This is a genomic window from Paenarthrobacter sp. CM16 (assembly GCF_013179505.1).
GTDB lineage: Bacteria > Actinomycetota > Actinomycetes > Actinomycetales > Micrococcaceae > Arthrobacter.
In genome coordinates, this window is record NZ_JABMCX010000106.1 from 1 (window position 1) to 15,027 (window position 15,027).

General features: G+C 64.0%; 11 protein-coding genes. 3 read left to right on the forward strand and 8 right to left on the reverse strand.

Annotated features, from left to right (window positions below):
- A partial coding sequence (locus tag HP499_RS11190) for a DEAD/DEAH box helicase (protein WP_172324148.1) occupies window positions 1-1,347 on the forward strand: 1,347 nt, incomplete at its 5' end.
- Between the two features lie 33 nt (window positions 1,348-1,380).
- On the opposite strand, the gene HP499_RS11195 is transcribed toward HP499_RS11190, so the two are convergent.
- The 4 genes from HP499_RS11195 to HP499_RS11210 form a co-directional block, all read right to left on the reverse strand.
- On the reverse strand, window positions 1,381-1,554 hold the full coding sequence (locus HP499_RS11195) for a hypothetical protein (protein WP_172324149.1): 174 nt from the start codon (window positions 1,552-1,554) through the stop codon (window positions 1,381-1,383).
- An 18-nt stretch (window positions 1,555-1,572) separates the two neighbouring features.
- Complete coding sequence (locus HP499_RS11200) at window positions 1,573-1,800, reverse strand: hypothetical protein (RefSeq protein WP_216659933.1); 228 nt, start codon at window positions 1,798-1,800, stop codon at window positions 1,573-1,575.
- A 156-nt stretch (window positions 1,801-1,956) separates the two neighbouring features.
- Window positions 1,957-3,129: an MFS transporter gene (locus HP499_RS11205; protein WP_172324151.1), complete on the reverse strand. Its 1,173-nt coding sequence runs from the start codon at window positions 3,127-3,129 to the stop codon at window positions 1,957-1,959.
- Complete coding sequence (locus HP499_RS11210) at window positions 3,126-3,788, reverse strand: GntR family transcriptional regulator (protein ID WP_172324152.1); 663 nt, start codon at window positions 3,786-3,788, stop codon at window positions 3,126-3,128. The genes HP499_RS11205 and HP499_RS11210 overlap by 4 nt, the downstream gene beginning before the upstream one ends.
- A gap of 263 nt (window positions 3,789-4,051) precedes the next feature.
- Here HP499_RS11210 and HP499_RS11215 point away from each other — a divergent pair, with 263 nt between their 5' ends.
- Window positions 4,052-7,537, forward strand: a complete 3,486-nt coding sequence (locus HP499_RS11215; RefSeq protein ID WP_172324153.1) for a discoidin domain-containing protein — start codon at window positions 4,052-4,054, stop codon at window positions 7,535-7,537.
- Window positions 7,538-7,716: 179 nt separating this feature from the next.
- On the opposite strand, the gene HP499_RS11220 is transcribed toward HP499_RS11215, so the two are convergent.
- The 4 genes from HP499_RS11220 to HP499_RS11235 form a co-directional block, all read right to left on the reverse strand.
- Window positions 7,717-8,517 (reverse strand): GNAT family N-acetyltransferase, encoded by an 801-nt coding sequence (locus HP499_RS11220; protein WP_172324154.1) that lies wholly within the window; start codon window positions 8,515-8,517, stop codon window positions 7,717-7,719.
- Window positions 8,518-8,706: 189 nt separating this feature from the next.
- On the reverse strand, window positions 8,707-10,698 hold the full coding sequence (locus tag HP499_RS11225) for a DUF2264 domain-containing protein (RefSeq protein ID WP_172324155.1): 1,992 nt from the start codon (window positions 10,696-10,698) through the stop codon (window positions 8,707-8,709).
- The gene (locus HP499_RS11230; RefSeq protein ID WP_172324156.1) at window positions 10,698-11,846 is read right to left on the reverse strand and encodes a LacI family DNA-binding transcriptional regulator; all 1,149 of its coding nucleotides are present in this window, start codon (window positions 11,844-11,846) and stop codon (window positions 10,698-10,700) included. The genes HP499_RS11225 and HP499_RS11230 overlap by 1 nt, the downstream gene beginning before the upstream one ends.
- Entirely contained in the window at window positions 11,843-13,804 is a 1,962-nt protein-coding gene (locus tag HP499_RS11235) for a heparinase II/III family protein (RefSeq protein ID WP_172324157.1), read from the reverse strand. The genes HP499_RS11230 and HP499_RS11235 overlap by 4 nt, the downstream gene beginning before the upstream one ends.
- Window positions 13,805-13,968: 164 nt before the next feature.
- On the opposite strand from HP499_RS11235, the gene HP499_RS11240 reads away from it, so the two are divergent.
- Window positions 13,969-14,982 carry a hydroxyacid dehydrogenase gene (locus HP499_RS11240; RefSeq protein WP_172324158.1) on the forward strand — a complete coding sequence of 338 codons (1,014 nt, stop codon included), beginning with the start codon at window positions 13,969-13,971 and terminating at the stop codon, window positions 14,980-14,982.
- Window positions 14,983-15,027 lie beyond the last annotated feature (45 nt).

Genomic DNA, 15,027 nt, shown 5'->3' on the forward strand with positions numbered 1-15,027 from the left:
GGCCTGGGTAAGACAGTGCAGGCCATTGCGCTGATCTGTGCGGCGAAGGATTTGGCCGCATCCACTGCCGCTGCCGCGCAGGGAGACGCCGTTGAGGTGACTCCACGCGCTCCTTTCCTGGTGGTTGCCCCTACCAGTGTGGTGAGCAACTGGGCCTTGGAAGCGCAACGGTTCGCCCCGGGCCTGGTGGTGCGGACCGTCGGTGAAACTTTCGCCAAGAGCGGCCTGTCCCCTGTCGAAGCGTTGGCCGGTGCCGATGTGGTGATTACCTCCTATGCCCTGTTCCGCATTGATTACGATGCCTACGCCTCCTTCCAGTGGGCCGGACTGATGCTGGATGAGGCCCAGTTCGTCAAAAACCACCAGTCCAAGGCCTACCAGTGCGCGCGGAAGCTGCCGGCCCGTTTCAAGCTGGCCATCACCGGCACACCGCTGGAGAACAACCTCATGGAGTTCTGGGCGCTGACCTCGATCGTTGCGCCAGGGCTGTTCCCGAGCCCCAAACGGTTCGCCGAGAACTACCAAAAGCCGGTGGAAAAGAACGGTGACTCGGCGCAGCTAAGCAAGCTCCGGCGTCGTGTCCGTCCGCTGATGATGCGCCGCACCAAAGAGCAGGTCATCAAGGACCTGCCGCCCAAGCAGGAGCAGATCCTCGAAGTGGTGCTCAACCCGCGGCACCAAAAGGTCTACCAGACGCACCTGCAGCGTGAACGGCAGAAGATCCTGGGCTTGATCGATGACGTGAACAAGAACCGCTTCACGATCTTCCAGTCGCTGACGTTGCTGCGGCAGCTCAGCCTGGATGCCTCGTTGGTGGATAGTTCGCTGTCCGGCGTGCGATCCTCCAAACTCGATGTGCTGTTCGAGCAACTGGAAGACGTCATTTCCGAGGGCCACAGGACACTGATCTTCAGCCAGTTCACCGGATTCCTTGGCAAGGTCCGCGAACGCCTGGAAGAAGAGGGCGTGGAGTACTGCTACCTCGACGGCAGCACCCGGAACCGCGGCGATGTTGTCAGCGAATTCAAGAACGGGTCCGCTCCGGTGTTCCTCATCTCGTTGAAAGCCGGTGGCTTCGGGCTCAACCTGACCGAGGCCGACTACGTGTTCCTCCTGGATCCATGGTGGAACCCGGCATCCGAAGCCCAGGCAGTGGACCGGACGCACCGCATTGGGCAGGCCAGGAACGTGATGGTCTACCGGCTGGTGGCCAAGGACACCATTGAGGAAAAGGTCATGGCGTTGAAGACCAAGAAGTCACAACTATTCGCGGACGTCATGGAAGGCGACGCCCTGGCCGGTGGCTCGTTGACGGCGGACGACCTGGCGGCGCTGTTCGCGGAGTAGGGCGTGACTGGCTGTAGATGCGGGCTAGTACAGCTAGACTGCGACGCGCTCGCCGCCTCCGGCTTTTCGTCGTCGTCGGTTGAGGTCGTTCAAGGCGCCTCCCAGAACGGAGACACCAATGGTCACGCCAACCACAGGATTGACGATCACGGCGAAGGCTCCGCCGATTGCCAGGGCTCCAGCTGCTGCCAGTAGTTGAGCTTTCATGTTGTCTCCCATTTCCGTTTACCGCCCGTAGCCGATGCTAGTAACCTGCACGTTCTCCTCCGCGCCAAATAGCCGCCTGCCCACGCCGTTGATGTAGACCCAGATGGCACTTCCATCGGCCATGACGTCCACCACCACGCCGGTGCCACATGCCACGCCGCGTAGCGTCACTTCCACGTCGTCGCCCCGCTGGAAGTACTCCCACGCCTTGTGATGCCTCAGCGGCAACGTTTCCGGATCTGTCATCTGAAATACCCTGCCGTTCTGCACAGGCAGCTCCCCCTCTTTCCCGCCTAACTACGCCTAACTAGCAGTGCGCGGGCGCGGTGAAAGATGACGGGTATGCGGGAAATATTCGAGGGAAGGGCAATTTAGTGCCTGCTTGGTCTTCCGCCGCCAGACTCAGTCGTCCAGCCGAACCCCCCGCAGCAACAGCATGGTCCCGCCCACAGCAACAGCGGATGCCAGGAACACCCCCGACGCACCGAGACCCACGGCCACCACGCCGATAGCACTCGGCAGGACTACTTGGCCCACCCTGTTTCCGGCCAGCCTCAGGGCCAATGCACGCCCGCGTTGGCCTTCCGGCGCTTGGGCGGAGAGCCAGGACATGGTCAGTGGTTGGCCGATTCCCAGGCCCAAGCCGAGGAATGCCATGACGATGAAGAGCAACCACTCGGGCATCGGAATCGCTGCGACCCCGAGGGCAGCTGTGGAAATTGCCAGGCTGATGATGAGGAGTTTCATGCGGCCCAGCCGACGGGACGCACTGCCGAGTCCCAGCCGGGAAACCATGGAGAACACGGCCCGGACGGTCAGCATGAGGCCCACGGTGGCCGCGGTCAGGCCCCTTTCCGCACCCAATGCCGGCAGGTAGACGACGGTCAGGTCCACCACTGCCAGGACGGTAGCGCTGGTTGCCAGCGCACGCACCACGCCTGGTGTCCTGAGGAGCGCAGCCGCACTGCCCTTGGGACCGCCCTTGGCAGTGCGCCTCCCGCGGCTGACCTTGGACGAAATCACGAACGTGGTCAGGAACAGCACCAAGCTCATGGCCGTCGCGAGCAGGAAAATTGCCTGCGTATTGGGCCGAACGGAGGCACCACCCACAATGGAAATTGCCAGCGGGCCCAACGCTTGCCCCAGTGAAGCGGCGAACGTCAGGTATCCAAAGGCGGAGTCCAGGGGCGTCGACGCAGCGTTGTTCGCCACCACCGCCTGCTGCCCCACCACGCACGCCAGCTGGCCCGCGCCAAGAAGCGCCGTTCCAGCCACAAGCGCCGGGACTGACGTCCCCCAAAACAGTAGAAACGCAGAACAACCAAGCACGACGGCGGCCCCGATCGCCATGAGCCTGCGCTCACCCAGGCGGTCCACCAGTCCGCCGATGGGCAAGGCGAGCAGCAGGGGAAACACGGCGTAGCTGGCAGCGAGAAGACCCAACGCGAACCCGGGAACATCCAATTCCAGTGCCCGGTAGGTGGTGGCCGGGCGGACCAGGAAGGTGACGGCTTGGATGAGGGCCGAGTGGATCAGGAGTGCAGTGGACGAACGCCGTCCGAGTTCGCCGATCATTCGACCACGAGGCCGGAACTCGAGATCACCCGCAGCGTCTCATCCCGTGCGCCGATGACGTGATCGAAAGCGACTTTGGCTGCCGTCTCCGCATCCTTCGAAGCAATGGCTTCAACCAGGAGCCGGTGATTGGCTAGTGCTTCATCACGGCGTTCCGAGGCCTTATTGGTGAAGTATCGGTAGCGTTCAACCTGGCTGGCGATCTGCTGGTGGAAGCGCTGGGCCCAAGAGTTTCCAGCGATCCTGGCGATGGCCGAATGCAGGGCGACCCCGTACTTCATCGCTTCATCGGCGAACTCCACCATGGCAGCGTTGCGGGCCAGGATTCCGCGAAGTTCATCCAGATCTGCCGGGCTCGCGTTGGCACACGCCTCCCGTGCCATCAGGGATTCCAAAGCGGCCCGGACGTCGTAGAGCTCTGAAATCACCTTCTCATCCAGTGCAGGGACCACCACTCCCCCGGTGGGTTGCTGCTCGAGCAGGCTTTCGGAAATCAGGCGTCGGATGGCTTCCCTGAGCGGCGTGCGGCTCACCTGCAACTCGGACGCCATGGCGGGTTCGTAGAGCCGCTCACCTGGCTTGAGCTCCAGGCTGAGTATCCGGCGTTTCAGCTCTCCGTAGACGAGGTGCGCCCCAGTGTTCCGTGGTTGTTCTGCCATGCCCTGCCATCCCCGCAAAAGTGTACTTGTATACATCTATACAACCAGCGCAGAGCCATCCAAAGCAACAAAAGCAGTGCTTGGATGACGTTGACCACTTCTGACTGACCACGAACGAGCCTGTTCGAGTGCCTTGTTGCAGTCCAAGGAGCCTCATAGTCTCGGCATGGCCGGCCTTCCCTGAAGGCGGGCAGCACCCACACGACAAACCCTGACAATGAGGTCCACCCATGGCGTTTACCGCTCAAAGAATCCGGAGGCCAGTGGCAATACTGGCGGCAGCCGTCACAGCCGCCGCCGGCATGGCACTCCTGCCCGCAACCACCCCCCAAGCACAAGCAGACGACGCAACAGCGGTCACCATTACACCGAACCCCGCCAGCCGCGGCGAAGCGTTCGAAGGCTGGGGAACCAGCTTGGTCTGGTTTGCGAACGCGACGGCGGGATACTCCCCTGAGCTGCGTGAGGAGTTGTACCAGAAGGTCTTCGGTGAGGACGGACTGAACCTCAACATCGCCCGCTACAACGTCGGCGGCGGCAATGCCTCGGACGTGGCCAATTACCTCAACGACGGCAGCGCTGTGGAGGGATGGTGGAAGCCGGTCACTGAAGCGCAACCCGGCCAACCGGCGTCGAACCTTTACAACGCGGACGGAACCGTGGACAAGGCGCAGGCCAATAAGCTCGCGTTCCTGAACGCCTGGGATCCTGACGACCCCGCGTCCTACAACCCCGATGCCGACCAAAACCAGCGCTGGTGGGTGGAGCGCCTGGCAGCCGATCAACAGATCACCCATTGGGAAGCGTTCAGCAACTCCCCGCCCTGGTTCATGACCAAGAGCGGCTATGTTTCCGGCCAAGTGAACACCGCCAAGGGCGAGAACCTCCTGCCCGAAGCCGAAGCCAAGTTCGCCGCGTACATGAGGAACGCCGTCGAACTTCTCGAAAAGGGCAGCGGCATCACAGTGGACACCATCGATCCGTTCAACGAGCCAAACTCGGGCTACTGGGGTACGGACATCAACGCCGCCACCGGCAAACCGCCCACCACCTACACGCAGAAGCAGGAAGGTGCGCTGATCTACCCGGCTGCCCAGGACCGCGTGACCAAGCTGCTGGCCGCCGAGCTGGAAAAGGGCACCACGGACGCCGTCATCTCCGCAATGGACGAGACCGATCCCAGCAAGTTCATGACCAACTGGAACGGCTACAGCCAGGAAGCCAAGGACGCCGTTGCCCAGCTCAACGTCCACACCTACGGCACCAATGATCGCCGCCGGGTCCGCGACCTCGCCAACTCCACGGACAAACCGCTGTGGATGAGCGAGGTTGGCGGTTTCTGGACCGGCAACCCTGCGCTCGGCGACTCAACCAGTGGCTGGGACCGCTCCAACATCACCAACGGCCTGGGCATCGCCGGCCGCATGGTCAATGACCTCCGCGAGCTGGAGCCCGACGCGTGGGTGTTCTGGCAGCCTGTGGAGGACACGTACAAACAGGAAAAGGCCGACAAAGGCTGGGGTTCCATCTACGTCGACTTTGACTGCAACTACGAAGGCCGCGAAGGCTTCTCCAACCGCCGTATCAACGACGGCGCCACCGGGGATCAAGCCAAGTGCAAGGTACTGACCAACCAGAAATACAACACCACCCGGAACTTCACGCACTACATCCGGCCCGGCGATTTCCTCATCCAGAACGACAACGCCAAAACCGCCAGCGCCCTCCGCGCCGACGGAAACGGTGCAACACTGGTCCACTTCAATGACACCCCGACGCCGGAAAAGGTCACCATTGATCTCAGCCGCTTCGGCTCCATTGCCCCCGGCGCCAAAGTCACTCCCGTGGTCACCACCAAGTCCCCGCTGGACGACATCGAGAAGAACGCCCTGGTCAAGAGCGCACCCGTGGCCGTGGATACCGCGGCAAAGTCCGCCACGCTGGAGGTTCCTGCCGCGTCTGTGGTGACATTCGTCGTCGACGGCGTCAGTGGAGTTTCGGAGGACGCCGCACCTGTGCAGGACGGCCACAGCTACCACCTCAGCGGTGAGGCGAGCGGCAAGTACCTGACCGGGCGGGCGAACGGAACCGCATCGATCGAGGAACTGGGCGGCGACGCAGCAGGCGTGGCTCCGCAGATGTGGACGTTCAACGCTGTGGGTGCAGGTGGCTTTGGGAACGATCGCCGGTGGGTTCTGACCAACAAGGACGGAAAGGTGCTCACCGGCAACGGTGGAGTCCTGAACGGGAGCCAGGGCGGCGCGGCAACACTGGCCTCGCTCACGCTGGATCAGGCCAAGGCCACTCCTTCTGCACAGTGGGTAGTGACAACTGAGAACGGCAGCCAATGGTCACTGGTCAACGCGGGTGCAGCCATCGCGTTGCAGGTTTCGGGCAACCAAACTGCCGCCGGAACGTCCGTAGCACTGGCATCCTCCACGGGAACCACGGCCACGGCATTGGCCAACCCGCACCAGGCGTGGGCCTTCACGGACATTGCAGACCTGAAGCTCCTGGGTGTTTCTCCCGTTGAACTGAGCACTCTCACTGGCGTTGCGCCTACCCTCCCTTCTACAGTGACGCCGCTGTATGAGGCGGGTCCTGGCAAGCCGCTGGCTGTGACGTGGTCTTCTGTTGATCCGGCTGTTTGGCAGAAGGAAGGGAAGGTGACGCTTCGCGGTTCCGGCGTTGATCCCTACGGGCAGGTATTTGACGATGCCCTGCTGACCGTGACTGTTGGGCAATACGTCGCCACCGATCCGGCGTCGGTAACCGTAGGAGTTGGCTCTACCGTGGCTGAAGTCCAGGCTGCTGCGCCCACGTCCGTCCCCGGACAAATCGGCGACGGCCCGGCCCGCAACCCGCTCTCCGTGACGTGGGACTGGGCTTCCGTCCCTGAATCCGCCCTGCAGTCCACCGGCACAGTGACAGTGCCGGGCACGGCGGGCTCACTGCCTGCAACCCTCACAGTGCTGGTGGTGGACCGGGTTCCGAGCAGCAACATCTGCAAGGACGACTCCACCACCTCTGTCACCGCGAGCTACACCGAAGGCTCCTACATCGCGAAGAACACCTGTGATGCCAACGCCTCCACCCGCTGGTCCAACTGGGTCAGCGGCGGCCGGACCGGGGACAACCTGAGCTACACCTTCGGCCGCGACTACACCGTCTCCTCCGTGACGGTAACGTCCGCGGAAAAGGCAGCGGCGAGCCTCAAGGTCCAGTACCAGGATGCTTCCGGAACATGGAAGGACACCTCCGCGGGAACCATCACGGGACTCTCTACTTCTTCACCGGCCACCGTCCGCTTCGACCCCGTCACCACCCGCGGGATCAGGGTTTCATTCGTGACCACGGGCTCGTACACGAAGATTGCTGAAGTGGCGATTGCGGGATCACGCCTGGCCGACGCCGGACTGGCCGATCTCGGCCGACTCCTGGTCAACCAGGTCTCGGTAGTGGGCTTCGCCCCCGGAACCACCGACTACCGGGTGCTGACCGCGACGGCGACTCCCGTCGTCGTCGGCTACCCGCTGGACACCAACGCCAAGGTGACCGTCCAGCAGGCAACGTTGGAGAGCCCGACGGCGGTAGTCACCGTGACGGCGCCGGACGGCACCACGAAGGAATACCGGGTGACGGTCTCCACGGGGAAGGACGCGTGCAAGGGCGACGGCTGGAAGACCAGCCCCGAGCCAGTGTTCGCCAACCAGGGGCAGTGCGTGAGCTACTTCGCGGCTGGCAAGTAAGGAAATTCTGAGATAGCGGGGCCCCTTGGGATTTCGATCCTGAGGGGCCTCGCTGTGTTTTCACCGAAGTGGGAAGAGTACGGGCAACTGTTATGTCACAAGGGAACGGGGCCCGGGCAGAAGACTTGGATGAGGTGGACCGTCAACCGGCGCTTGGCCGGAAAGGTCGTCTGATCTTCTCAGCCACGCACCCAGCGGTACGGCGTGGTCGTGGAGACCTTGAGCAGCCCGGATCGCTCCAGGATTGGCCTCGAGAATTCGGTGGAGTCGCTGTGGATCAGGGTCTTGCCCATTTCGAGGGCAGCCTGTGCGCGACGAGCCGTCAAGGCCCGGTAAATCCCCCGGCCACGCCATTCTTCCCTGGTGGCACCGCCCCAGATCCCGGCGAAGGTTGTCCCAGGCACGGGCTCCAAGCGTCCCGCACTGACAATCTTCCCCTCAGCTTCGGCAACCCAAAGCTGCATGCCGTCCCCCAATGAGAGCCGGCGCAGCAAGGCATCGGCCATCTCGTCGGAGACCGGTTCGCCGAAGACTTCGTCCTGCATGGCACTCATCGCCCGAACATCGGCTTCGTCAGTGACTTGCCGCAAAGTCACGCCGTCGGGAAGTGGCACCTCCGGGCTCAGTGCTTTCGCTTCACCGATCATGATGGACTCGGGCTCGTCCTGGGTAAAGCCGTTCTCGATCAGGGCCTCATGCAAACCCGGCGCATGGTCGTGCCCGCGGGATTTCCATTCCACCCTGGTGATCTCAGGTTCTGCGCGGAAGTAGGCAACCGACTCAGCAACAAGCCGCCCGATGGTGTGCGCATCCGCGTCGCCAAGGTTCTGGTACGTTACGAAGCCGCGGCCCTTCATGAAAGTCACCCAGCGCACGGGGCCGTGCTGTGTCACTTTGAGGGCGCTCGGGGTCTCGGCGTCGGTGCGGAGATTGTGGTCATAGGCGGCAAGGAAACGTGCGCGGTCTTCGCTGTTGCTCATCCCGCGAGCCTACTGCAGGGGATGAGGCCGCCTCCGTGGGCCCACCGATTCGATGGCTCGCTGCACCGGATGCCGTACGCACGGCACACTCAGCAGCGAACCCCCGAAACGGGCACAACCCCACCTCCGTGGGCCCGCCGGTTCGATGGCTCGCTGCGCGTTAGATGGTAGGAATCACCTAACCCGCAGCTAAGCCTCGAACCGGGAAGGCCACAGCCAGGAAAGGGGTATCGATGCACCGTCGGCGAACACGAAACGGTCTTCGCCCTCCCCCTGGCCCGCCACAAACGTGACGCCCCCGCCCGGCGAAGCACCTCCCTCGCCGGTGAGGACGACGACGGCGGCGTAGTCGCCGTCGTACGCTGTGCCCGCGGTACCCACCCAGGGAATGGTGAGCTCCGAACCCATGGGGTGTGCACCGGAGCGGGTGGTAGTCCCGGAGGCATCCAGCTCCAGGCCATACCCGGCCACTGCCCGTACAGTGCTGATCTCCGAAGACGCAGCATCCACCGGCCAGCCGCCAATCCGCAACGCAGGACACGCAGAACCGGATGTAGCCACAGTGCCAGAAGGACCCGCAGCTACATCACCGGAAGCGCCCACAGCACCCTCACCAGAATCACCCCCGGCAGAAGCACCGGCAATCCGCACCAGCCGAAGTTCCACCGCTCCCCGCGTCACTGAAACCACCGTGACCGAGGGCCCGGGTGTCGCAATCCCCGCAACTCCGCTGCCGTGATCCGGGCCGGAATCGGGATCGGGTTCGATCCAGTGGGCAGTGAACCGGGAAGCACCTACCTGAACGCCGTCCTCGGAGAACGAGCCGAGGTACTCAAACCCTGTCCGATGCGTCAGCCGGCCGGAGGAGTCAACGAACGCCACAGCGTTATCCACCGACTCCGGCGTGAGGTCCGGGAACGTGTGCGTCGAGTACCCGATCCGGGCGTACAGCGGAGAATCAGCCACCACAGCGCCAACAACAGCATGATCCGTGGCATGGTTCCGGATCCGGACCACGCCATCCGCACGGGTCCCATCAACCTGCCACCCCGGGGCCGCGATCAGGCGTTGGGTGTCGGCAACCTCAACGGGCAGGGGCTCTTCAACGCAGGTCCACACGCGGTGATCCGCCGGCAGCGCCAGCCCGAGCATCCCCTTCGCGGCCCAATACGGAGAGCCCGCACCGGAGTACGCCTGCTTCATGCCCGCAAACTCGCCATGCCAGCCTATGGAAAGGAGGCCCTCGTCAGTGATGGACCCGTGCCGGGCAAAGTAGTCGAGCATTCCGGAGGCTGCCCGCCGCGCCATGCCGGGGGCCAGCCGGGTGTGCCCGGACAACTCCCCTACCCAGAAGGGCGCCGCGGCCGCGAACCGGTAGATCAAGCTGCGGCCCTGGATGAGCGGAGCACCGTTCGCCCCCACCAAGAACGCGGCGTCGTCCAGGAAGTCAGCCAGCCGGTCGCCGTCGAGCGTTTTCCGTGCAGTGACCCGCGGATCCGAGGGCGCCATCATCGCCCACAGCTGCGGGTACACCTGGAACGCCCAGCCAACGTAGTGGTCGTAGGCGCGCTCGGGGCCGTCGGCGAACCAGCCCCCGCCTTGGTACAGGGAATCGTGGATGGCGAGGCCGGCGTCGATGTCTTCGTCGGAATACCGCCCTCCAACCGAGGCGAGGAACGTCTCCACCACAATCTGGAACCAAACCCAGTTAATGGGCGGATATTCCTCGCCGATCACGGTTTCGAACCAAGCGATGAGCTGCTCCTGCACGCGTTCGGGGAGCTTGTCCCAGAGGACGTCGCGGGTCAGTGCCAAACCAACAGCCAACGACGCCGCCTCAACCTTCGCCTGTCCCAGCTCACCGGGCGTCGGCCACCGGTCAGGATTGGCGGGGTTGGTCCCGGCGTCGAGCCCGGCGGCGTACCACTCCGCGATCCAGCCTGTGGAAGAGGGATCGCCCGCCATCCGGAACGAGCCCAACAGGAACGTCCGCGCGAAGGCCTCCAGCGAATCACTCCGTGGGCCGTACCGGCTGTTGGCTCCGGGCAGGTGGATGTTGGCATGGTCCTCCGTGCCAAAGCGATGGGCGGAGCGCAGGAGGTGATCCGCGTAAGCGCACCAGTGCTCGCGGGTCAGGCCGGTGAAAGGCGAGAGTTGGTGATCCAAGGGCGGCAACAGCATCAGAGGGAATCCTCCAGTACGCCGGCCAGTCCACGCGGGGCTCCGACAGACGATTCCCGGACAATCAGCTCAGGGTTCAGGTCAATGCGATGCACAGGGCGCATCCTTCCTTCGGCCAGGCGGGCAGCCATGAGCTGGACCGCCACCTTGCCGACGTAGCTTTTGGGCGGCCGGACCGCTGAGATGGCGGGTTCGGCGAGGTAGGCAACTTCGTCGTCATATCCCACAATCGCCATGCTGCCGGGAACGTCCACTCCCCGGTCCACGCAGTGCTGCACGAACGCCACGGCCTGGGTGTCCGAGTGAACCAGCATGGCTGTGGTCCCGGAAGAACGGCACAGGTCCAGGACGTGATCGAAGTGCTTGGCGCGGTCGCCGTTGTCCAGCTTGGCCGAGTCCTCATGGATGGACTTTTCCAGCGGAATCTTCAGTGCGGCCATGGCCTGCTTCCAGCCCCGGACCACGTGCGGACTGGTAGGGCTCGTGGAATCAGTGAGGCAGCCGATCATCCGGTGCCCTTCCTGCCACAAGTGCCGGACGGCCATTCCGGCGCCGAATGAGTGATCTGTTGCGACCCATTCCAAACGGTGGGCCGGTATCTCCAACGGCGCCCGACGCTCAGCGAGGATCACCGGAATGGGCAGTGCATTGAGCCAGCGGAGCAGTTCCTTGCCATGCTCTCCGCTCATGTCCGGCGCCACAATCAGGCCGTCGATGTTCTGGGTGTCCAGCAGCGCCTGGACCTGGCGGCGGTTGTCGGCGGAGTCATAGGCCGAACCCCTGACCAGGATGCGGAGGTTCTGCGCTTCGGCCTCCCCGCGCGCACCGGAAATCACCTGCGGCCAGTAGTAGTCCAGCGATGGAACCACCATGCCAATGGAGTAGCTATGCGCCGACGGCCTCCCCACGGCAGCCGAACGGTCCAAGGGGCTGGGCAGGGTTGCGCCGCCGTGGACCCTGGACACCAGCCCTTCGTCGGCGAGGGTGTTCACGTCACGCCTGATGGTCAGTTCGCTGACGCCAAGCTTTGCGGCGATATCCCGGACCGTGATGGCACCGTGCGCACGCAATTCCTCCATGAGCCGCTCCCGCCGCTGCAGGGAAAAGAGGGACTTGCCGCCCGTTTCAGGGGTCTGCTCGGAACTCAAGATGTTGCCTCCACTGTGAGGGTAAACGCGCCCGAAGCGCGGTTTTCGGCGGGCATGCGGAATCGGATCCGGGTCAGCTTTTCGCCCCAGATATCGCTGAGGAGCGGATCGTCCAGGAGCCACTCGTCCACCAGCACGACGGCGGTGGCAGGCTTCCAGCGCAGGTGCAGGCCCTTGGTGGTTTCCGCAGCCGGAATACCGTCGGGCGTGATGGTGGCCGTGGCGTCTGAACCGACGCGGACGGTGCCGGCAACCAGGTAGGTGATGTCGACGTCGTGCGTTGCCTCAGGCGCGTGCGCGGGCAGGTTCCAGCGGTCATCGATCACCACGGAGCCCAGGTCCCGGTTCATCAGCGAGGTGCGGATCCACTGCTCGGGGTGGTCCAAGCCGTAGGCAGCCCCCAGTCCGAGCTCGAGCGTGGGTTCCTCCGCAGTGGGCTCCTGGAGAACGGTCGCCGCGAACGAAGACCCCGTCCCTTGTTCCAGCCCGAAGGGCGCCGGGACGCTGTGCCACGCGCTCTGCATGGCGCGGATCCGGTAGCGGTCGGGCCCGAACGTTTGGGCGGTGTACGTGGGCTGGCCGGCATCGACCAGCAGCGGCACACCGTCTACGGCCACCACCACGGAACCGACGTCGCGGTGGTTGTGGTGCTCGCCGTTGTGCCCGCCCTTGGCCGCAAGGGTGAGCCCGTCGGTGGACCCCGGAGTTTGCCGGGCCACCATGATCTGGACCGACGGCAGGTACGTCCCCCAACTGGGTAACAGTAAACGTCCCATTGGACCCTCATTGCGACGTTTACTGTCACCTAGTTGGGCGAGGGAGGTGAGTTGGGTGAGGACGCGGCCCAGTCCGGAGGCGGCGTTGGGTTCAGGTTCGACGGCGGCAAAGGCGGCAGCATGCGCGACGGCGTCGGAGTCCCCCAGCCGGACAGCCCAGCGGTGCAGCATGCCCCACGGGAGTCCGTGGTGGGCACGGGCCGGACCGTCGGCGACGTTCAGGAACCACCTGTGCCCCAGGTGCATGCGATGCGGGAAGGCCACCAGCGCACGGATCACGGGCAGGTCCGGGTTCAGTACACCGCCGCTGGCTTCCTCCAACAACGCCAGGCCTTCCAGCGCACGTCCGGCACCGTTCCACCAGTAGGCGAAGCCCTCGTCGATTGCGCCGTCGGCCGGGATGGAGGCGAGGAAACGGTCCAGGCCCTCAATGCAGCGGGCAACAACGTCCGCCTGCTCATCAGGGTCATCAACCAGCAACAACGCCGCCACGATGACGTTTGAGTGGATCCAGGGGTTCCAGTTGTGGACATCGCCGTCCAACCCCAGCCAGTGCCAGTCGAGGCGCTCCAGGAAAGGGCGGATCACACGCTCTTGCGCTTCAAGCCTGATTCTGCGGCGAAGGCCCGGGGCCCGGCTATCAAGGGCAGCACCGAGCAGATGGTCCACCCACGCGAGCTGTGCCACCACTTCCCCGGCGCCGAGATCCAGGTAGGGCCGCGACCGGTCCGGGACTACCTCGCCGCTGCGGATGTACACGTCATCGTGCGCCGCCCAACTCCACGAGCTCTGCTCGCACAGGAGGTAGGCGCCGTCGATCACTTCGTCGAGCCAGCCCTGAGAGAGGCCACCCACTGTTGCCATCACGACGGCGCGAGTCAGCCGCTGCTGCCGGCTCGCCACGAGTCCCTCGTACGCCGTGCGGTTGCCGTCCCGGAAGTAGCGCGCGTAGTGGGACACCAGCGGTTGAGGCCAAGGGGTCCCCTTCTCCGCTTCTGCTTGGGTGCGTAGTTCCGCAAGGGCGAGGTCGGTAGCGAGCTGCCATCCGGCGTCGGACGCTGGACGAATGGTGAGGCGATCACGGGCGCCTTCAAGCGCCTTCTCAAGGGCGGGCGCGCTGGCAGCATCACCCCAAGCACGCAAGAGGGGTGGCGCATGAACGGCCGCGGTGCCGGTTGCCATAGGAATTCTTCTCTCATTTGTTCGAGTCTGAATGTTTTTGATCAAGCTCGATTGAGTTGAATGAACTGTCTTGTTTATGAGTATGTACTGATTATTAGATGTGATGCAACACATAAATCACGGTCGAACAGGCCGTTGAGAATCTCGAAGGGAGGATCCCCTCAATGTCGCTCAAGCCCCAGGCACTGCTGGTCATGAATAGCGGAACCTTTGCTGACCAGTTCGACTCCACACGACTGGAGCGGCTGGCAGGACTGGTGGACCTTGGTGACCTGCCGTGGACGGATTCCTTGGACGAGCCCGGATTGCAGGGCCGCCTTGAAGAGGTGGAAATCCTCCTCACCAGCTGGGGAGTTCCGCAGCTCAATGCCGAGCGTTTGGAGCGCATGCCCAAGCTACGGGCCGTGTTCCACTGTGCAGGAACAGTGCGCAGCTTCGTCAGCGAGGAACTCTGGGACCGCGGCATCACCGTGACCAACGGAGCCGACGCCAACGCGATCCCCGTCGCCGAGTTCACCTTCGCCTCGATCGTCCTGGCCGGCAAGAAGGCGCACGTCCTGGCCAACGACGCCCGCACGTACCGGGAAGACTGGAGCTACATCGCGGACCGTGGAGAGCTGGGCAACATCGGCCGCGTGGTGGGCGTCGTCGGGTTCTCCCGCATCGGCCGCCGCGTAGTACAGCTGGTCCAGCAGCTCCAGGACGTCACCTGCCTCGTCAGCGATCCCTACGCCGATCCGTTGGAAGTAGCGGCCGCCGGCGGAAAGCTGGTCGCACTCGAAGAACTCCTGCCCGTCTCCGATGTGGTCACCATCCACGCCCCCGCGCTCCCCGAAACCCGCAACATGATCAGCACGGCAGAACTCCAAGCCATGAAGGACCACGCAACCCTCATCAACACCGCCCGGGGATCGCTGGTGGACACGGCAGCCCTTGAAAAAGAGTGCGCCACGGGACGGATCACGGCCCTGCTGGACGTCACGGAACCCGAGCCACTGCCGGCCGACTCCACCCTCTATGACCTCCCCAACGTGATCATCACCCCGCACATCGCAGGTTCGCTCGGAACAGAAACCCGGCGGATGTCCGATGCCGCACTGGATGACCTTGAACGGTACCTCGCCGGCAAGGACCTCCTGGCCCAAGTAGTCCATGCGGACCTCGGCCTTAGCGCCTAGGCCCGGTCCCCACGCAAGTCACACCCAAGCCGCACCTACGGCAAA